This is a genomic window from Limnohabitans sp. (genome assembly GCF_031538885.1).
Taxonomy (GTDB): domain Bacteria; phylum Pseudomonadota; class Gammaproteobacteria; order Burkholderiales; family Burkholderiaceae_C; genus Limnohabitans.
Genome location: NZ_JAVKLW010000053.1, coordinates 15470 through 34835, shown reverse-complemented (window position 1 = coordinate 34835; position 19366 = coordinate 15470). Strand labels below are relative to the sequence as shown.

Here is a 19366-nt window from a genome sequence, read left to right as displayed (position 1 = left end):
CTCCCGCAGGACAGCTCCAAGGGAGCAATGGCCCCCTCGGGGGGCAGAGAAACGGCGGAGCCGTGAACGTGGGGGCTCATAACTTCGTCTCCATCAGTTTGATGAAGCGGTCAAAAAGGTAAGCAATGTCGTGCGGGCCGGGCGATGCTTCAGGATGACCTTGAAAGCAAAACGCGGGCTTGTCGGTGCGGGCCAAGCCCTGCAAAGTACCGTCAAACAAAGACACGTGCGTGGCACGCAAGTTGGCGGGCAATGATTTTTCGTCCACTGCAAAACCGTGGTTTTGGCTGGTGATGGACACACGGCCTGAGTCGAGGTCTTTCACGGGATGGTTGGCACCGTGGTGACCAAACTTCATCTTGAACGTTTTCGCACCGCTGGCCAAGGCCATGATTTGGTGACCCAAACAAATACCAAAAGTGGGAATGCCGGTATCGATCAACTCAGCCGCTGCGGCAATCGCGTAATCGCAAGGTTCTGGATCGCCAGGGCCGTTGGACAAAAAGATGCCGTCCGGCTTGTGCTTGAGCACTTCAGCGGCTGGCGTCTTGGCAGGCACCACCGTGACTTTGCAACCGCGCTGGGCCAACATACGCAAGATGTTTTTCTTCACGCCAAAGTCGTAAGCAACGACATGAAACTTCGGCGCAGTAAGGTTGCCGTAACCTTCGCCAAGTTTCCACTCAGTTTGTGTCCACTCATAGGCTTTGGACACCGTGATTTTTTGTGCCAAATCGAGGCCCGCCATGTGGGGCGCGCCCTTAGTAGCGGTCACGGCATGGTCAACCAAAGCTTGTGTGATTTCTTGGCCTTTGGCCAAACCCACGATGGCGCCGTTTTGAGCACCCTTGGTGCGCAAGATGCGAGTGAGTTGACGCGTGTCGATGTTGGCAATCGCCACAGTGCCTGCTTCAGCCAAATAGGCCGACAAGGTTTGGTGAGAGCGGAAGTTGCCTGCAACCAAAGGCAAGTCTTTGATGATCAAACCAGCGGCGTGGACTTTGTCAGCTTCGATGTCTTCCACGTTGACGCCATAGTTGCCAATGTGCGGGTACGTCAAGGTAACGATCTGCTGGCAGTAGCTGGGGTCGGTGAGGATTTCTTGGTAGCCGGTGAGTGAGGTGTTGAACACCACTTCGCCGACCGTAGAGCCTGTGGATCCAATCGAGTTGCCGATAAAGACCGTGCCGTCTGCAAGCGCCAAAATGGCGGGCGGGAAGGCTCCCTGAAGAGACAAAAGCACTGGGTTCTCCGGAATAGTTCGGGTACGCCTCAACGCTCACAAGAGAACGTGTCTCTTTGGCTGCTTTGCTCGAGGAATTTGCCTAAGTTTGAGCTGTGGCGTACAGGTTGATGCGGGAAAGCCTCTCATTATATCCGAGGCACTGGTTTGGTCTTCAACTGGCGATAATGTTCTGCATTGCGTTTGTTGCCACTCTGAGAATTTATGACCACCCTCGTCGAACCCACACCGTCGGACTCTTTGTATCGAAGACTCAAACGTGTCGCACCTTGGTTCTCTGGCCACCCCGGTGCCTTGGTGTTGGGGATTGTGAGTATTTTTGTAGGTGCTGCCACAGAACCCGCTATTCCTGCATTGATGAAGCCCTTGCTCGACAGTGGCTTTGACCGAGGCACTTTGGCGCTGTGGAAGATTCCTGTGGTCTTGCTGCTGCTGTTTGGTATCCGTGGTTTTGCCGGCTTTGTGGCTGCGTATTGCTTGGCCCGTGTGACCAATTACTCGATGGAGCGGCTGCGCCAGCGTTTGTTTGAAAAGCTCTTACGCGCAGACCCACAGCTGTTTGCCACCCAGCACACCAGTGGCTTGACCAACACCATGGTTTACGAAGTCAATAACGGGGCTAACTTGCTGGTGACCACCATGCTGGCATTTGCCAAAGACTTGGTCACCCTGCTCGCCCTACTCGGCTACTTGTTGGTGCTGAACTGGAAGCTCACCCTCATCGTGTTTGCCATCTTCCCGCCCATTGCGTGGGTGGTGAAAAACCTGTCACGTCGCTTGGACAACGTGACACGGGCCAGTCAAGACGCTACGGACGAACTGGCCTATGTGGTGGAGGAAAACGTGCTGGCCTACCGCATGGTGCGCTTGCACAACGCGCAAAACAGCCAAGCCCACAAGTTCGGCATATCCAACCAAAAGCTGCGCCAGTTGGCGCTCAAAGCCGTTGTGGCCAACTCGGTGATGACGCCACTCATTCAAATGTTTGCGGCCTTGGCCTTGTCGACCGTCATCATGGTGGCGCTGTACCAAAGTACGGGTGACGGCGACACCCAAGGGGTGACAGTGGGCAGCTTTGCCGCGTTCATCACCGGCATGTTGATGTTGATCTCGCCCATCAAGCACCTGTCCGAAGTAGCGGGCACGCTGACACGCGGCGTCACCTCGCTGGAGCGCGGCCTGAACTTGTTGTACCTCGCGCCTGACGAACCCCAAGGCACGCACACCAGTGCCCATGCGAAAGGTGAGATTTGTTTTGAGCAGATCCATCTGCAATACCCTTCAGCCACACAGCCTGCACTGAATGACGTGAGTCTGACCATCCAACCCGGCCAAACCGTGGCGCTGGTCGGCCCCTCGGGTTCGGGCAAAACCACCTTGGCCAACCTGCTGCCGCGTTTCTTGGACCCCACATCGGGCCAAGTCTGCTTAGACGGTGTGCCCCTGAAAGACTGGTCCCTCGCCAGCCTACGCAGCCAAGTGGCGTATGTGAGCCAAGATGTGGTCATGTTCAACGACTCAGTGGCACAAAACATCGCCTTGGGCGAAAGCATCGACACAGCGCGCGTGTGGAGCGCCCTAGAAGCCGCCAATTTAGGCGACTTTGTGCGCAGCCTGCCGCAACAAGAAAACACCTGGGTCGGCCACAACGCCACCCAACTCTCCGGTGGTCAACGACAACGTTTGGCGATTGCTCGCGCCATCTACAAAGATGCGCCCATCCTCATCTTGGACGAAGCCACCTCGGCCTTAGACACCACCTCCGAACAAGCCGTCAAGGGCGCGCTTCAAGTGCTGATGCAAGGCCGCACCTCGCTGGTCATTGCACACCGCCTATCCACCATCGAACACGCCGATCTGATTGTGGTCATGCAAGCAGGCAGCATCGTCGAGACGGGCACGCACACACAACTCATGGCACAAGGCGGCGCGTATGCGGCCCTGTACCAAGTGGCGGCACAAAGCGCCGACAACCATTTTTCTGACTCACCCAGCATCTGAGCACCTTCATCTGAGTACTTTATGAGCCAAGCATCCATCAGCGGTTTCACCTTCATTCGCAACGGCGTCGAATTAGGCTTTCCGTTCGAAGCCTCCATTCGCTCAATGCTGCTTTTGGTGGATGAGTTTGTGGTGGCGGTCGGCAAAGGCAACGACGACACGCTCGCGCGTATCCACGCGATCGGCTCGCCCAAGATTCGCGTGATTGAAACCATCTGGAACGAACGCATGGCCGACCGCGGCTTTGTCTACGCCCAACAAAAAATGATCGCGCAATACGCCTGCACGGGGGACTGGGCATTTTATTTGGAGGGTGACGAGGTGGTGCACGAAGCTGAGTTGGCCAACATCCGCGCCAGCGTGGACAAGCACCACAGCAACCCCGCGGTAGAAGCCTTGGTGTTTGACTACTTTCACTTTTACGGTACGCCCGAGTTTGTCGCCAACAGCCCCGCATGGTACCGCCGTGAGTGTCGCCTGATTCGCAACACCATCCGCTCGTACGCGCCGGACGGCCAGTATTGGTTGATCACGTCCGATCACAAAAAAGGCCGCAACCCACAAGCCGCGTTGGCCAACGCGCACATCTACCACTACGGCTGGGTGCGCAGCAACGAAGCGATGCAAAAAAAGCTTGACCAAGTGAGTAAGTTTTGGTCGCATGGTGCGCCCACCATTCGCTACAACCAGTTCGATGCGCAGGTATTGCAAGCCTTCACAGGCACACACCCAGAACTGGTCAAGCCTTGGCTGGAAAGCTCGGCAGAAAAAAGCTTCACGATTGACCCGAACTACGAACTCACAAAACGTGAAAAGCGGCATCGCTGGTTGATGAAGCTAGAGAAAGCGTTTGGTTTGGATTTCAGTCGCAAGCACTTCAAGCTCGTCGCTTAAAGCAAAACAATGTCGTACTGCTCTTGCGTCATCGCACCTTCAGCTTGTAAGGAGATGGGCTTGCCAATGAAGTTACTCAAGCCAGCCAAGTGCTGGCTTTCTTCATCGAGCAACGCATCGATCACATCGGGTGATGCAATCACACGGAACTCGCGTGGGTTGAACTGACGGGCTTCACGCAAGATTTCACGCAAGATGTCATAGGTCACCGTGCGGGCGGTTTTCACGCTACCTTGGCCATCACACACGGGACAAGGCTCGCACAGCATGTGGGCCAGTGATTCGCGGGTACGCTTGCGCGTCATCTCCACCAACCCCAAGGCCGAATAGCCGCTCACCATCGTCTTCACACGGTCACGGGCGAGTTGTTTGCGGAACTCGACCAACACCGCTTCACGGTGATCTTCACGCGTCATATCAATGAAGTCGGCAATGACAATGCCGCCCAAATTGCGCAAGCGCAGGTGACGCGCAATGGCGCCTGCCGCTTCGAGATTGGTCTTGAAAATGGTTTCGTCAAAGTTGCGTGCACCCACAAACCCCCCCGTGTTCACATCCACCGTCGTGAGGGCTTCTGTTTGATCCACGATCAGGTAGCCGCCAGACTTCAAGTCCACACGTCGGCCTAGCGCCTTGCCTACCTCTTCGTCGATGTTGAAGAGGTCAAAGATGGGGCGCTCGCCTTTGTAGAGCTGCAATTTGTCTACCGCGCTGGGTGTGAACTCGGTGCCAAAGGTTTTGAGTTTTTGAAATTGCTCTGCTGAATCAATGCGAATGGTTTGCGTGGTTTCGCTCACCAAGTCGCGCAGCACACGTTGCAACAAACTCAGGTCTTGGTGCAGCAAGGATTTGGGTGGCAAGCGCGTGGCTGCGTCTTTGATGCGCGCCCAAGTTTTGCACAAGTAGGCGATGTCCTCGCCCAACTCGGCATCGTTGGCTTCTTCGCCATTGGTACGCAAAATAAAGCCGCCCGTTTGCCCATGAGGTGCTCCCGCTTCTACCAAGGCTTGCAGGCGTTGACGCAAGGCTTCACGTTGCTCGAATGGGATTTTTTGCGACACACCGATGTGTTGGTCTTGCGGCAAGAACACCAGCAAGCGCCCTGCAATGCTAATTTGCGACGACAAACGTGCACCCTTGGTGCCAATCGGGTCTTTGATGACTTGCACCAAGATGGACTGGCCTTCAAAAACTTGTTTTTCAATCGGCATCACAGGCACAGGCTCGCCTTTGTCGGCGTCGGTATGACGGGCGGCGACGCTGCTCATCAAGTCGGCCACGTGTAAGAAGGCGGCGCGTTCTAAGCCAATGTCGATGAAAGCCGATTGCATGCCGGGCAACACACGCGCCACTTTGCCCAGGTACACATTGCCGACCAAGCCACGCTCTAAGGTGCGCTCCACATGCAGCTCTTGCACCGCGCCTGTTTCCACCACAGCCACGCGGGTTTCTTGGGGTGACCAGTTGATGAGGATGTCTTGTTGCATGTGAACGCTTAAAGATTTTCAACCAACTTCAACGCATCCCCCACCACCAAAGCCCCGTCAATCGGGTTGCTCTCAAACACCATCATGTAGTGGTAGCGGTAGCCTGTTTCGTGCGCGATCTGGTTGGCCTGTGCTTCCCAGATTTTTCCCAGTTTCAATTTGTCTTTTGAATTGGAGTTGTCGCGGTCGTCGCCTTTGGTTTCAATGACCACGATGTTTTTGCTGGCGGTCAGGACAATGAAGTCGGGGTAATGGTTGACGAAGCCATTGATGCAAAAGCCCTTGCTTCGTTCCAGATTGCAGTGCCACCACTCCACGTTTTCAAGCTGAGCCACCTTGCCAATAACAGGCGCTTCCAGCCCATTCATACCGCGTTCGGTGAGATACAGGCTTTTGATAATGGCAGGCCCGTTGTCGCTGGGCGTAATGCTTGCGGGCAACACAAAGCTCGGCTGCAATTTCACCTTCTGCGTGGTCAGCCAGTTGTTGAACTCTTTGGCGGCGAACTCGTTTGCCAAACTCTGAATCTTGTCTTTAATGGCCTTCACATAGGCATAGTCGCGCTCAAGGCAGTCGGCACGTTGCTCGGCACTCATCACCTCCACGATGCGCGTGAGGTACTTCTTGATGTCGTTGTCTTCGATGGGGTAGAAGGTGTTCTTGCCGATTAGGCTGAACAACCGCGCCACGATGGACATCACCTGCCCTGACGGTAGCTGGCTTTTGATGATGTGATTGAGTTTTTCCTTCTCGGCCTTCTTCACCGCCTTGAACGCTGGGGCGCTTTCGCCCTCGCCGACAACTTCCGCATCGACGGAATACACGTCCGCATCAATGGCTGAAAAGTTGACCGTGGCATCCAGATTGGCAAGAACAAAATCGGTCAACAAATTTTCTTTGGCAAGTTTGTGCCACTCATCGCCATTGAAGTCGCTGGATTCAAAGAAGCCGCCTTCTTTGGGAAGTTTCAGAAAAAACTGCGGCAACTCAATGGCCTGCGCGGATGCTTCAAACATCGGCTTCATTTTGTGTTCGTTCATGTCCGCCTTCAATTCATCTGGGCAACTGTCTCCCTCAGCCTGAGCGGCCTCTGCTTCAAACGCCTGCGCTTGGGCAATAGCCTGCGCCTTGATGCTTTCCACGCCTGTGGCATCTGCGGGGGCGGCTTCTGTGGCGGCACCGTCGCCTGAGTTCTCGGCGTGCTGTACCGCTTCGGCTTCCCAGTTCGGATTGAGTTTGGAGGGGTCTACCGCCACCTCGCCTGCGCTTGGCGCTACTGGCTCTTGATTTGCTGGGGCCAACAAGTCGCCCTGCTGGGCACCTGTTTTGCCCGTATCCATTGCCACAGGCATGGCAGACATATCCACCTCGCGATAATCACGCTTGGAAAAACCCGCCTTGTTCAAGCCCGCCACCACCTTGCCCAAAGTGCTCTGAAACTGGTTGGATGCCGTGAACACATAACTCAGATTCAATAATTCGGCGCTGTGCTTGGCGGTGTAAGGCATACGCAACACGCGCCCCAAAATCTGCGTCACGTCCACCACGGAGGATTTGTTTGCCAGCGTTGCCAGCACGTAGGCAAACGGGCAGTCCCAGCCTTCTTTCAAGGCGTTGACGGTAATGATGTAGCGAATCTGGCAATGGCGATCCAATAAGTCCACGCCTTTCAACTCGTTGACGTTGGCCGTCTTGATGGCAATGTGCTCGGGCGGAATATTCAGATCAAGCAACACTTGTTTGACTTTTTCAAACGTGGTGTTGTCGTCGCGGCTCTTCGGTTCGGCCTGGAACAACACAATCGGGCGGATGTAGCCACCACCGTTGGCCTCAGCCTGGACGGCCAACACCTCTAACTGGCGGCGCATATTCAGCGCGGCCATGATCACCTCTTCTTGGCTGTGCTGATTGGCCACAATTACAGGCAGCTTCACCATGTCTTGCTTTTTCAGGCGCAATGCGTCTACGTAGCTAATGATGTTGCTGTTCTCACGCGGCGTGGCCGTCAGGTCAAAAATGAAACTCGGATTCAGATTGCGCAGCATGTCCACCGACAAAGTGCTCTCAGCGTTGTGGCTCTCGTCCACCACCACCACGGGGTTCAAGGTGCGGATCACATTGATCAAAGAAGACTTGTCGAACTCTGGCAGCAACACCGCATCGTGGGTGCTGTCGTTCAAAAACGAAGCCAAGTAGCCGTTCTCTTGATAGGCCTTGCGGTTTTCTTTGTTGCTGGCTTTGAGTGAATCAAACGACATCACAACCACGGACAACTGTTCGCGCACCGTGTCGGCGTTGAACCCTGCGCCTTGCAACACGTCGGTTTTTTCGTACACCTGTACACGGCCTTGAAACAAGTCGTTCAGCCGCTGACGATAAGGGTGGTCGATGTTGGCAAGGTTCTTCACCGTTTGCTCAAGAATAGTGAGCGACGGCACCAGCCACACCACAAACTTCGGGCGGCTGGGGTTGTACTCGGCAAAGGCGGTAAATACTCGCTCCAAGGCGTTGACGGCAATGAAGGTTTTGCCACCTGCCGTGGGCACCTTCACGCAAACATGGGGCACCTCCTGAACGTTGTTCTTATAGACTTGGTTCAGCACACCACGGTTTTGCCAGTAGGTGGTGAAGGCTTTGCCTAAATGGCCTTTGCAATCCAGCAGGGTTTGCAGGTACGTGCTCAGGTCGCTGAGCACGTCGGCTTGGTAGTCTTTGAGTTCCATTAATGGGCTGGTGCCAGTGTCGGCTGTAAGTTTTCAAGCAAAGTTTCTGGCGCGATATCCTGACCGTGCGGCCATGAAACATAGCCATGCGAAATCGTGACTTGCTTGAAATACTGCAGATTTTGAAGTTCTCTAAGTACGCCCTTATCCCAATAAGGTGCAACATCAAAGAAGCCACTTTTCCCGTTTTTGAGTTCAACGAAAATGCACCGTTCAGACACGGCGCTTACCTTGGTTACGTCCCAGTACATGTTGCCTCCTTATAAGGGTTCAATCTTGTAGGGCAATTCGCCCGAAACGGCCAGCGTCCAGTCGGCCATTAATTCGTCGTTATGCAACTCTATCCATGCCTGCACCAAGCGCAATTGCTTGCGGGGAAGGCTGCCAGACAACACATTGCCGTCTGCGATGTCGATAGACGCATTAAATTCCGCGTACTGCGCATGAATGTGTGGCAGGTGGTGGTGTTTGTTGTCGATCAAAAAAATGCGGATGATGATTCCGTAAAACATCGAAATAATAGGCATGTGTTTGCTCCTTGTTAAAAGCGTGTAATGTCACGCGGGATGCGTTTGAACGTGATGCCGTGCTGGGTCAAAAACTCTTTGTCCAAGGCGCATTTGTCGGCATAGACAATGAAGTGTTCGGGGCGTTTGGTGAGGCCCTTGATGTTCAGGCTGGCGAGAAAATCCAAGTTCAACGTGGTCACACGCTCACGCTCGTAGTAGAAAAGCCATAGGGCCGTGTCGTTGGCTCCCAGCGCGTATTTACTGACTTGGCTCACAGGGCTGTCTGTCCCACATTGCTGCGCCGTGGGGATGCTTTCGGTATAGGCCACATAGTCCCGTATCGCCGCTTCGCCCACGTCTTCATTCAGGTTCTTGTCTTCCGTGAACAAAGCCGCACCGACGGTGTAGTAGTCAAAAGCCCCACCCGTGCCTGCCACGGCCTTGCTGCCTTCGCCATAGCCATTCATCACGCGGCGCACCCGCTCGGCGGTGATCGTTTCGGCGTAGTCCATCATTTCGCACAGAATGAAGCGGCGATTGCCACCGTCTTGGGCGTTGAGTTTGAGGACGGCGTGGGCGGTGGTGCCTGAGCCAGCGAAAGTGTCGAGAACGATGGCACTCTTCCCAGTTGCCATTTGCATGCAACGTCCTATCAGCTCCACTGATTTTGGGAAATCGAAACTGAAATTTTTAACGGCTGCCTTGACGGCTCTTTTCCCACTGTCCGTGGAAAATTCACCGCCTATCCAAATTGATTTTGGTTTTGATGATCGCTCGACGATCTCGTCATCGTCATCGTCATCCTCGTCTTCCGCCTCCAACGTGGACGTACCTACCGTTATTGATGGGTCAAGATAGATACGATGTTCAATGCCCCACCGTCCATTCTTTTTCGGTTTCTTAGCATGTAACCATTCAATATGGTCTGAAATTTTGTCAATTCCCCAGCGCCAGCGCCCATCGCTTCCGTCCCCACGAAGGGGCAAGATTTCAACGTCAAATTCCGACTTCTTTTCCAGAGAAAGTTTTGCGCTCGCTGGCGTTAGAAAAATCGGAAAAAACATGTTTGGCCTGTCTTCCCGCTTGTCTGGGCCACCACGCTTACGAAGATCGCGCAATGCATACGCACGTCCTTGTTCGTCGGTGTAGCAGTAAGCCTTTTTTTGTTCATCGGTTAAGGGGAGGCCAACAGATTGAAATTCACTGTTCGCATAAATCAAGATGTATTCATGGCACGGTGATATGTGCTTCTTATCGTTTCGGCCTTTCAGATTTGTCACCGCTGCAATTTGAGCTACAAAATTTCTTGAGCCAAAAATTTCATCCATTAGCAACTTCAAGGCCGCCTGCTCGTAGTCGTCAATCGAAACAAAAATCACCCCGTCATCCGCTAGCAACCGATGCAGCAATTTCAAGCGCGGGTACATCATGCACAGCCACTTGTCATGACGGCTTAAATCCTCGCCCTCCTTGCCTACCACTTGCCCCAGCCACTTCTTGATCTTGGGGTCGTTCACCGCATCGTTGTACACCCAGCCTTCGTTGCCCGTGTTGTAGGGCGGGTCGATGTAGATGCAGTTCACCTTGCCTTCAAACTCAGGCAGCAGACTTTTCAAAGCCTCCAGGTTGTCGCCATGGATGATGCGGTTGGCGGTGGAATTAACAGGCGCGCTCTCATTGGCCGTGAAGGTGTAAAGCTTATCCAACAAGCGAAACGGTACGTCGTGGTGGTGGTTCACCACTTTGTCTTTTCCTACCCAGTGAAGTGTTGGCATGAATGCAGTGCTTTCTAACTGTTAAATCTTGAATCCAAACACATGCAACAGTTTCGCAGTTTCAAACATGGGCAGGCCCATGATGCCAGAGTAGCTGCCGCTGATGTGCTCAATGTATGCCGCTGCCCTGCCCTGCACGGCATACGCGCCTGCTTTGCCCATGGGCTCGCCGCTGGTAACGTAGGTTTGAATCTGTGTGCGGGTCAACGACGCAAAGCACACATGGGAGATGCTCAAGGTTTGCTGTGTTTTCAATGGCTTGCCCGTTTTGGAAACCGTGCCTACGGCGACCGAGGTCAACACGCGGTGGGTTTGCCCACTTAATGCACCCAAAATTTGCGCGGCATGTTGGGCGTCATCGGGTTTGCCCAGAATGATTTTGCCAAGGGCCACGGTAGTGTCGCTGCACAACACAGGCGCAGCAGGTAAGCCACGGCGCTTCATGCGGGCCAAGGCGGCTTCTAGCTTGAGCAAGGTCACGCGCTGCACATAGGCGCGTGGGGTTTCGTGGGGTAGCACTACCTCAAGGGCTTCGCCGTCTTCGGTTGCATCTGCCAGCAACAGTTGGTAGCGCACCCCCAACTGTTCGAGCAACTGGCGGCGACGTGGGCTTTGCGAAGCGAGGTAAACGAATGGTGTGTCAGACATGGCGCGGGTTGGCTTGAGCGGTGAACTTGGGTGGTTCACTCGCGGTGGTAAGGATGGTTGGCGTTGATCGACCATGCGCGGTAGAGCTGCTCCACCAGCAGTACGCGCGCAAAAGCATGCGGCAGGGTAAGGTCTGAAATGCGGATGCGCTCGTGGGCTTGTTTTTTTAACTCGGGGCATAAGCCATCTGGCCCGCCAATGACGAGCGCCACGTCATCCGCTTCGAGTTGCCAGTGTTTGAGCTTGGCAGCCAAGGCCACGGTGGTGAGGTGGGTACCGCGTTCATCCAACGCCACGATACGGCAGCCACGCGGAATCGCGGCTTCGATGCGCTCGCGCTCGGCTGCGTAAATGGTGTCTAGAGTTTTAGAGCTGCGTGGCTCGGTTTTGACAGCTCTGAGTTCGACCTTGATCTCAGACGGAAACCGCTTGGCGTAGTCGTCCCAAGCGGTTTGCGCCCAGTCGGGCACACGTTGGCCGACTGCGACGACCCACAGTTTCATGCTTTGCGGACAGTGGTCTTTTTAGCAGCGGGGCGTTTGGCCGCAGGTTTTCCAGCCGTGGCGGTGGCGGTACGCGCCGCCGACTTGGCAGAAGACTTGGCCCCTTTGAGCGCCACTTTGACGATAGGCAACTTGGCAGGCGCTGCGGTTGGCTTTTTGGCGGTTGCGGTTTTGACAGGTGTGCTCTTCGATGCTGTTTTTGCTGCGGTCTTAGCAGGTACTGCGTTGGCGGGCCCGCGTGTGGAGGTGCTGCGGGTTGCAGGCTTGGCAGCGCCTGTGCGCGCGCCTACACCAGCGCGTGAAGCGCCACGCGCAGCAGGCTTTTTGTCACCCGCAGCAGTTTTCTTAGCTGCGGGCTTTTTGCCAGCCGACTTCTTAGCAGGCGCCTCTTCTGGCTCAGACGCTTTGACAGGCTTTGGTGCACCAAACTTCAAACGCACAGGCTTCTCGCCCCAAATTTCTTCGAGGTTGTAGTAGCTGCGGATGGTGGGCTGCATCACGTGCACAACCACAGCACCGCAGTCCACGATGATCCATTCGCCATTGTCTTCGCCTTCAATGCGGGGCTTGCCAAAACCACCTTCACGCACCTTGTCACGCACGCTGGCGGCCAAGGCTTTGGTTTGACGATTCGATGTACCAGACGCGACGATGACGCGCTCAAACAGCGAGGACAAGTGCTCGGTGTCAAACACCACGAGGTCTTGGGCTTTGACGTCTTCCAGCGCATCCACGACGGTGCGTTGCAATTTTTGGAGATCTTTTTTGGCGGAGGTTTCGTTCATCGTTTTGTTCGGTCAGTGAGGACGGTAAAGGCTGTGTTTTTCAATGTAGTGCTGCACAGCGGCAGGCAACCACGCGGACATGGGGGCGGCTGGAGAGGTGCCAAGTGCGAAGTGTTCACGAATTTGTGTGGCACTCACATTCAGTCTGGGCATGTCCAAGCGTTGTACGTCGGGGGATACCGCATTGTGCCACTGACAGGTGAGGCCCTTGGCTGGGCCCAAGGAACGCTCGGCCACCACCACGGTGGCCATGCCCAAAATGTCTTGCCAGCGATGCCATGTTTGGAAGGCATGGGCTTGATCGGCCCCGATGAACAAATACAGCGCGGCCTCGGGTTGCTCGGTGCGCAGCTCTTGCAGTGTGTCAACGGTGTAGCTTGCGCCTTGGCGGTTGAGCTCACGCGGGTCTACCACGGTGTGCGGCACGTCAGCAAAAGCCAAGCGTGTCATGGCTAAACGGTGTGGCGACGGGGTGAGTGTGCGCGATTTGTGCCAAGCATCGCCTGTGGGGATGATGCGCAGTTCGTCCAAAGCAAATTGCGCCAACGCATGTTGGGCAAGTGCCATGTGTGCCATGTGTGGCGGGTCAAACGAACCGCCAAAGATACCTAAGCGCTTGGGATGCGGGCTCACAGGGTATGGCTCACAACGTTTTGCCCACGCAGAGCCAATCACGCGGGACTAAAAACTCGTGCAGCAAGTCATGTTCTGGCGTGCCTGGCTCAGGCTGGTGCTGGTACGACCAGCTCACCAGAGGCGGCATGGAGAGCAAGATGGATTCGGTGCGGCCACCTGACTGCAAGCCAAAGTGTGTGCCTCTGTCCCATACCAAATTGAACTCCACATAGCGGCCACGGCGGTAGAGCTGGTGGTTGCGCTCACGCTCGCCATAGGGCGTGTTGATGCGGCGCGCCACGATGGGCAAATAGGCTTCTAAGAATGCATCGCCCACGCCACGCAGCATGTCAAAGCTGCGTTCAAAGCCGAGTTCAGAGAAGTCATCAAAGAAGATGCCGCCAATGCCTCGCTGCTCATGGCGGTGTTTGTTGCAGAAGTAGTCGTCACACCAGGTTTTAAAGCGTGGGTACAAGTCTTCACCAAAGGGCTGTAAGGCATCGTGACAGACTTGGTGGAAGTGTTTGGCATCTTCGGCGTAGCCATAGTAAGGCGTCAAGTCCATGCCGCCACCAAACCAAGCAACGGTCGGGCCGTTGGCAGGTGTGGCCGCAATCATGCGCACATTCATGTGAACCGTCGGCACATAAGGGTTGCGAGGGTGAAACACCAAGGACACGCCCATGGCTTCAAACGGTGCGCCCGCCAACTCGGGGCGATGTTGTGTGGCCGAAGGCGGCAACTTGGGGCCGCGCACACGCGAAAAACCACAACCCGCACGCTCAAACACAAGGCCGTTTTCTAAGATTTGAGTGATGCCATTGCCTTGCAGCTGCTCGCTCGGGCCTTTGTCCCACTTGTTCACCAAGAACTTGGCTTGGCCGTCTTGAGCTTCGATGGCATGGGTGATACGGCCTTGCAAACCAATGAGGTAATCGTGTGCAGCGGAGACCACATCCGCGTGGGTTTGATTTGTCATCATGTACTTAATTCAAAGAAGTGGTGCTTGAAGCATTGACGCTCGCAGCATTGCGTGCGGGCAAAGGACGAATCGGTGCAGCTTGATGCGCATGAAAACCCTTCACGCCTTTGTAGACCTTCGCAATGCGGGCATAGTCTGCTTGTACATCGCCAGTCAAACGCATGAAATCTGTGACCTTCGCCACCTTGTTGCCGTAATCAATGCGCAGCATGCACAAAGGCACATCGGCCCCCAGGGCGAGTTGATAAAAGCCACTGCGCCAGCCTTCGGTTCGCTTGCGTGTGCCTTCGGGTGACAAACCAATCCAAAGCAAACGGTCATCTTGTTTGTGTTGCTTGAGCGCATCCACCATCTCACCCACCACACCTTGGGGCAATGAGCGGTCAATGGGCACTGCACCAATGAAGCGAATCCAACGTCCAAACAACGGAATGCGAAACAAGCTTGCTTTGGCAAAGAACTGTACGGGCAAACCAACCGCCCATTTGATGGGCATCATGGTCACAAAGTCCCAGTTACTGGTGTGGGGATAGCCAATGAGCACACCTTGCTTGGCAGGGAGTCCGTTGAACTCAATTTTCCAGCCCATCAGTTGAACCAGCCATGCAGCCAACCGATTAGGTTTGCACTGCACTGACACGGGTTTGGCGAATTCAGTGCTCATCTCAACGCGACTTAACGCGAGATCGCGCGATAGCCAATGTCCGTGCGGTATTGCATGCCGTCAAAGTGAATGCTTTGAACGGTGTCATAGGCCTGCTGCTGTGCCTGCTTCAAAGTACCGCCCAAAGCCGTCACACACAACACGCGCCCACCACTGGTGAGCACTTGACCGTCTTTCAGTTGCGTGCCTGCGTGGAATACCACCACGTCATCGCTGTCTTGGGGCAAGCCTGTGATGGCGTCACCTTTGCGCGGATTCATGGGGTAGCCATGTGCGGCCAACACCACGCCAATAGCGGTGCGGCGGTCCCACTCCAATGCAAAGTCGTCAAAACGGGTTTCGAGGTTGCTGGCAGTTGCCGCCAACAACACGTCTACCAAATCGGTTTTCAAGCGCGCCATGATGGGCTGGGTTTCAGGGTCCCCCATGCGGCAGTTGAACTCCAGGGTTTTGACGTGGCCTTGTGGGTCGATCATCAAGCCTGCGTACAAAAAGCCAGTGAATGGGATACCGTCTTTTTCCATGCCTTTGATGGTGGGCAAAATAATTTCACGCATGGCGCGGGCATGCACTTCAGGCGTGACCACAGGGGCTGGCGAATAAGCGCCCATACCACCAGTGTTAGGCCCAAGGTCGGCATCCAGCAAACGTTTGTGATCTTGACTGGTCGCCAAAGGCAACACGGTTTTACCGTCGCACATGACGATGAAGCTCGCCTCTTCGCCTTGCAAAAATTCTTCGATGACGACGCGCGGCAAAGCTTGTCCATCCTCGCCTGCGTTGTGGCTGACCCCCAGCTTGTTGTTGAGCAACATGAAGTCAATCGCTTCATGCGCTTCAGCCGCAGTCATGGCCACCACCACGCCCTTGCCTGCGACTAAGCCGTCGGCCTTCACCACGATGGGGGCACCTTTGGCGTTGACGTAGTCGTGTGCAGCTTGCGCATCGGTGAAGGTGTCGTACTCTGCCGTTGGGATGTTGTGGCGTTTCATGAACGCCTTGCTAAAGGCCTTGGAGCTCTCCAATTGCGCGGCGGCTTGGGTCGGGCCAAAGATGCGTAGGCCGTGTGCGCGAAACTCATCCACCACGCCAGCAGCCAAGGGTGTTTCGGGGCCAACCACCGTCAACTCCACGCCACTACTTTGGGCGAACTCACGCAGGGCTTTGACATCGGTGATGTCGATGTTGTTCAAGCGTTTGTCACGCGCTGTGCCGCCGTTGCCCGGAGCTACAAACACTTTTTTCACCTTGTTGGATTGAGCAATCTTCCACGCCAGGGCGTGTTCGCGGCCACCGCCGCCAATAACGAATACGTTCATAGTGCTGCGTTGTGATAGACCTCTTGCACATCGTCAAGGTCTTCTAGCGCGTCCAGTAGTTTTTGCATCTTCGCAGCGTCATCACCCTCGAGTTCGATGGTGTTGTCTGCACGGTAGGTCACCTCAGCCACTTCGGGCTTGAGGCCCGCAGCGTACAAAGCGTTTTTGACAGCCTCAAAGCTGGCAGGCGGCGTTAGCACTTCAATCGCGCCGTCGTCATCAGTGATCACATCGTCTGCACCTGCTTCGAGGGCGACTTCCATGATTTTGTCTTCATCGCTGCCTGGCGCAAACACCAGCTGGCCACAATGCTTGAACTGAAAGGCGACAGACCCTTCAGTGCCCATGTTGCCGCCGTTTTTACTGAACGCAAAACGCACTTCGGCCACGGTACGGACCCGGTTATCGGTCATGGCGTCCACAATGATGGCCGCACCGCCCACACCATAGCCTTCGTAACGAATCTCGTCGTACACCACGCCGTCTAGGTTGCCTGTGGCTTTGTCGACATTGCGTTTAATGTTGTCAGCGGGCATGTTCGCAGCTTTGGCTTTTTCAATGGCCAAGCGCAAACGGGGGTTGAGGCTTAAGTCACCACCACCTTGTCGCGCCGCCACAATGATTTCACGCGTGATACGCGTCCAAACCTTGCCGCGTTTTTCGTCTTGACGCCCCTTACGGTGCTGAATATTTGCCCATTTGCTATGGCCTGCCACGTGAAATCCTTGGTTGTTAACAACTGAGCACGATTTTACGTGACGCACCTGCGCGAAACCGCGTCAGCGACGCACACAGATGCATTCAGACGTGAAAAAAAACGGCTGTTGCGAGCCGCTTTTTCAAGGAACTGCGGTGGTACCGCTTTAAGTCGCCGCAGGCTCCTCGGAAGCGCTGTGCTCGCCTTTGGCAGCTTTTTCCTTCTTAGGCAAGGGCTGAATGTCGAGCAACACTTCTTCTTTGTCGTCGATGTCCACACTCAAGCGGCCGCCTTCGGTCAAGCGCCCAAACAACAACTCGTCGGCCAAGGCTTTGCGAATCGTGTCTTGAATTAGACGCTGCATCGGACGTGCACCCATCAGTGGGTCAAAGCCCTTCTTGGCCAAGTGCTTGCGCAGCGCGTCGCTGAAGGTGACGTCCACTTTCTTCTCAGCCAACTGGCCTTCGAGTTGCAACAAGAACTTGTCGACCACGCGCATGATGACGTTCTCGTCCAGGGCCTTGAAGCCCACAATGGCATCCAAACGGTTGCGGAACTCGGGTGTGAACAAGCGCTTGATGTCGCCCATTTCGTCGCCCGCCACACGGGGGTTGGTGAAGCCAATGGTGGCCTTGTTCATGGTCTCAGCGCCCGCGTTGGTTGTCATGATGAGGATGACGTTGCGGAAGTCGGCTTTGCGGCCGTTGTTGTCGGTCAAGGTGCCGTGGTCCATCACCTGCAACAGCACGTTGAAGATGTCGGGATGGGCCTTTTCAATTTCATCGAGCAACAGCACGCAATGCGGCTTCTTGGTCACGGCCTCGGTCAGCAAGCCGCCTTGGTCAAAGCCCACATAGCCAGGCGGCGCGCCAATCAGGCGGCTCACGGCGTGGCGCTCCATGTACTCCGACATGTCAAAGCGAATCAAATCGATACCCATGATGTAGGCCAATTGCTTGGCCGCTTCGGTCTTGCCCACGCCCGTGGGGCCACTGAACAAGAAGGCGCCAATCGGCTTGTCGGCTTTGCCGAGGCCAGAGCGCGCCATTTTCACGGACGAGGCCAGCACTTCGAGTGCCTTGTCTTGGCCGAACACCACACTCTTCAAATCGCGCTCGATGGTTTGCAGCTTGCCGCGGTCGTCGTTGGACACGTTGGCGGGCGGGATGCGCGCGATCTTGGCCACGATGTCTTCGATCTCAGCCTTGCCAATGGTTTTCTTGCGTTTGGACGCCACCAAGATGCGTTGTGCGGCACCGGCTTCGTCAATCACGTCAATCGCCTTGTCTGGCAATTGGCGGTCGTTGATGTACTTGGCGCTCAGCTCGGCAGCGGCTTGCAGCGCAGCCACGGCGTACTTGACGTTGTGGTGCTCTTCAAAGCGCGACTTGAGACCTTTGAGGATGTCCACGGTTTCAGACACGGTGGGCTCGACCACATCCACTTTTTGGAAGCGACGACTTAAGGCAGCGTCTTTTTCAAAAATGCCACGGTATTCGGTGAAGGTGGTGGCGCCAATGCACTTGAGTTGACCGCTCGACAAAGCAGGTTTGAGCAAGTTGGATGCATCCAGCGTGCCACCCGAAGCAGCGCCAGCGCCAATCAGTGTGTGGATTTCGTCGATGAACAAAATCGCGTTGGGCTTGCCTTGCAAGTTCTTGATCACGCCCTTCAAGCGTTGCTCAAAGTCACCACGGTATTTGGTGCCGGCCAGCAAAGCGCCCATATCCAGCGAATAAACAACAGCTTCGGCCAAGATTTCAGGCACGTCTTTTTGGGTGATGCGCCAAGCCAAGCCTTCGGCAATCGCGGTCTTGCCAACGCCTGCCTCACCCACCAACAGTGGGTTATTTTTGCGGCGGCGACACAAGATTTGGATGGTGCGCTCGACCTCGTACTCACGGCCAATCAGCGGGTCAATCTTGCCGTCTTTGGCGGCTTGGTTGAGGTTTTGGGTGAACTGCTCCAGTGGCGAAGCTTTTTCGTTCTTGTCAGACGCAGCGCCCTCTTCTTGCTCGGCGTGGGTCGACTCGCTGCCCTTGACGGCCTCAGGTGGGTCGCTCTTTTGGATGCCGTGGGCAATGAAGTTCACCACGTCCAACCGGGTCACGCCTTGTTGGTGGAGGTAGTACACCGCGTGGGAATCTTTTTCACCAAAGATGGCCACCAACACATTGGCACCAGTCACTTCTTTTTTGCCATTGCCAGTGGACTGCACATGCATGATCGCACGTTGAATCACGCGTTGAAAGCCCAACGTCGGCTGTGTATCCACTTCTTCTGTTCCCGCAACCTGAGGCGTGTTGTCGGCAATGAAGTTAGAGAGCAACTTGCGCAAGTCGTCGATATTGGCTGAACAAGCGCGCAGCACTTCAGCGGCGCTTGGGTTGTCAAGCAATGCCAACAGCAAATGCTCAACGGTGATGAATTCGTGTCGTTGCTGACGGGCCTCGACAAAGGCCATGTGCAAGCTGACTTCAAGTTCCTGGGCGATCATGTGTTTTCCTTCGTGCTTGCAACT

At 55.3% G+C, this 19366-nt stretch carries 17 protein-coding genes; 2 read left to right on the top strand and 15 right to left on the bottom strand.

Annotation, left to right across the window (positions count from 1 at the left end; genetic code table 11):
* Positions 1–76 precede the first annotated feature (76 nt).
* Positions 77–1243, bottom strand: a complete 1167-nt coding sequence (gene carA, locus RMS03_RS03575) for a glutamine-hydrolyzing carbamoyl-phosphate synthase small subunit (protein WP_310625735.1) — start codon at positions 1241–1243, stop codon at positions 77–79.
* A gap of 204 nt (positions 1244–1447) precedes the next feature.
* On the opposite strand from carA, the gene msbA reads away from it, so the two are divergent.
* Both msbA and RMS03_RS03565 read left to right on the top strand, forming a co-directional pair.
* A complete protein-coding gene (gene msbA, locus RMS03_RS03570) occupies positions 1448–3244 on the top strand; it encodes a lipid A export permease/ATP-binding protein MsbA (protein WP_310625734.1) in 1797 nt (598 codons plus the stop codon).
* Positions 3245–3265: 21 nt separating this feature from the next.
* On the top strand, positions 3266–4138 hold the full coding sequence (locus RMS03_RS03565; protein ID WP_310625733.1) for a glycosyltransferase: 873 nt from the start codon (positions 3266–3268) through the stop codon (positions 4136–4138).
* Here the strand turns inward: RMS03_RS03565 and rng are convergent.
* The 14 genes from rng to clpA all read right to left on the bottom strand — a co-directional run bounded on the left by rng (position 4135) and on the right by clpA (position 19342).
* Positions 4135–5625 (bottom strand): ribonuclease G, encoded by a 1491-nt coding sequence (gene rng, locus RMS03_RS03560; protein ID WP_310625732.1) that lies wholly within the window; start codon positions 5623–5625, stop codon positions 4135–4137. The genes RMS03_RS03565 and rng overlap by 4 nt on opposite strands.
* Before the next feature lie 8 nt (positions 5626–5633).
* The gene (locus tag RMS03_RS03555) at positions 5634–8348 is read right to left on the bottom strand and encodes a DEAD/DEAH box helicase family protein (RefSeq protein WP_310625731.1); all 2715 of its coding nucleotides are present in this window, start codon (positions 8346–8348) and stop codon (positions 5634–5636) included.
* Entirely contained in the window at positions 8348–8599 is a 252-nt protein-coding gene (locus RMS03_RS03550; protein ID WP_310625730.1) for a DUF2442 domain-containing protein, read from the bottom strand. The genes RMS03_RS03555 and RMS03_RS03550 overlap by 1 nt, the downstream gene beginning before the upstream one ends.
* 9 nt (positions 8600–8608) lie before the next feature.
* Positions 8609–8875 carry a DUF4160 domain-containing protein gene (locus RMS03_RS03545; protein ID WP_310625729.1) on the bottom strand — a complete coding sequence of 89 codons (267 nt, stop codon included), beginning with the start codon at positions 8873–8875 and terminating at the stop codon, positions 8609–8611.
* 14 nt (positions 8876–8889) lie between these two features.
* Positions 8890–10632 carry a site-specific DNA-methyltransferase gene (locus tag RMS03_RS03540; RefSeq protein WP_310625728.1) on the bottom strand — a complete coding sequence of 581 codons (1743 nt, stop codon included), beginning with the start codon at positions 10630–10632 and terminating at the stop codon, positions 8890–8892.
* 21 nt (positions 10633–10653) lie between these two features.
* Positions 10654–11280: a Maf family protein gene (locus RMS03_RS03535; RefSeq protein WP_310625727.1), complete on the bottom strand. Its 627-nt coding sequence runs from the start codon at positions 11278–11280 to the stop codon at positions 10654–10656.
* A gap of 35 nt (positions 11281–11315) precedes the next feature.
* A complete protein-coding gene (rlmH, locus tag RMS03_RS03530) occupies positions 11316–11783 on the bottom strand; it encodes a 23S rRNA (pseudouridine(1915)-N(3))-methyltransferase RlmH (RefSeq protein WP_310625726.1) in 468 nt (155 codons plus the stop codon).
* On the bottom strand, positions 11780–12568 hold the full coding sequence (gene rsfS / locus RMS03_RS03525; protein ID WP_310625725.1) for a ribosome silencing factor: 789 nt from the start codon (positions 12566–12568) through the stop codon (positions 11780–11782). Before rsfS ends, rlmH begins: the two co-directional genes overlap by 4 nt.
* Positions 12569–12580: 12 nt before the next feature.
* The gene (nadD, locus tag RMS03_RS03520; RefSeq protein ID WP_310625724.1) at positions 12581–13201 is read right to left on the bottom strand and encodes a nicotinate (nicotinamide) nucleotide adenylyltransferase; all 621 of its coding nucleotides are present in this window, start codon (positions 13199–13201) and stop codon (positions 12581–12583) included.
* 10 nt (positions 13202–13211) lie between these two features.
* Entirely contained in the window at positions 13212–14165 is a 954-nt protein-coding gene (gene hemF, locus RMS03_RS03515; RefSeq protein WP_310625723.1) for an oxygen-dependent coproporphyrinogen oxidase, read from the bottom strand.
* Between the two features lie 4 nt (positions 14166–14169).
* Positions 14170–14829 carry a 1-acyl-sn-glycerol-3-phosphate acyltransferase gene (locus tag RMS03_RS03510; RefSeq protein WP_310625722.1) on the bottom strand — a complete coding sequence of 220 codons (660 nt, stop codon included), beginning with the start codon at positions 14827–14829 and terminating at the stop codon, positions 14170–14172.
* Positions 14830–14840: 11 nt separating this feature from the next.
* A complete protein-coding gene (gene purD, locus RMS03_RS03505) occupies positions 14841–16148 on the bottom strand; it encodes a phosphoribosylamine--glycine ligase (RefSeq protein ID WP_310625721.1) in 1308 nt (435 codons plus the stop codon).
* Positions 16145–16864 (bottom strand): YebC/PmpR family DNA-binding transcriptional regulator, encoded by a 720-nt coding sequence (locus RMS03_RS03500; RefSeq protein ID WP_310625720.1) that lies wholly within the window; start codon positions 16862–16864, stop codon positions 16145–16147. The genes purD and RMS03_RS03500 overlap by 4 nt, the downstream gene beginning before the upstream one ends.
* Before the next feature lie 147 nt (positions 16865–17011).
* Positions 17012–19342, bottom strand: coding sequence for an ATP-dependent Clp protease ATP-binding subunit ClpA (gene clpA, locus RMS03_RS03495; RefSeq protein ID WP_310625719.1), 2331 nt, complete (start codon positions 19340–19342; stop codon positions 17012–17014).
* Positions 19343–19366: the final 24 nt, after the last annotated feature.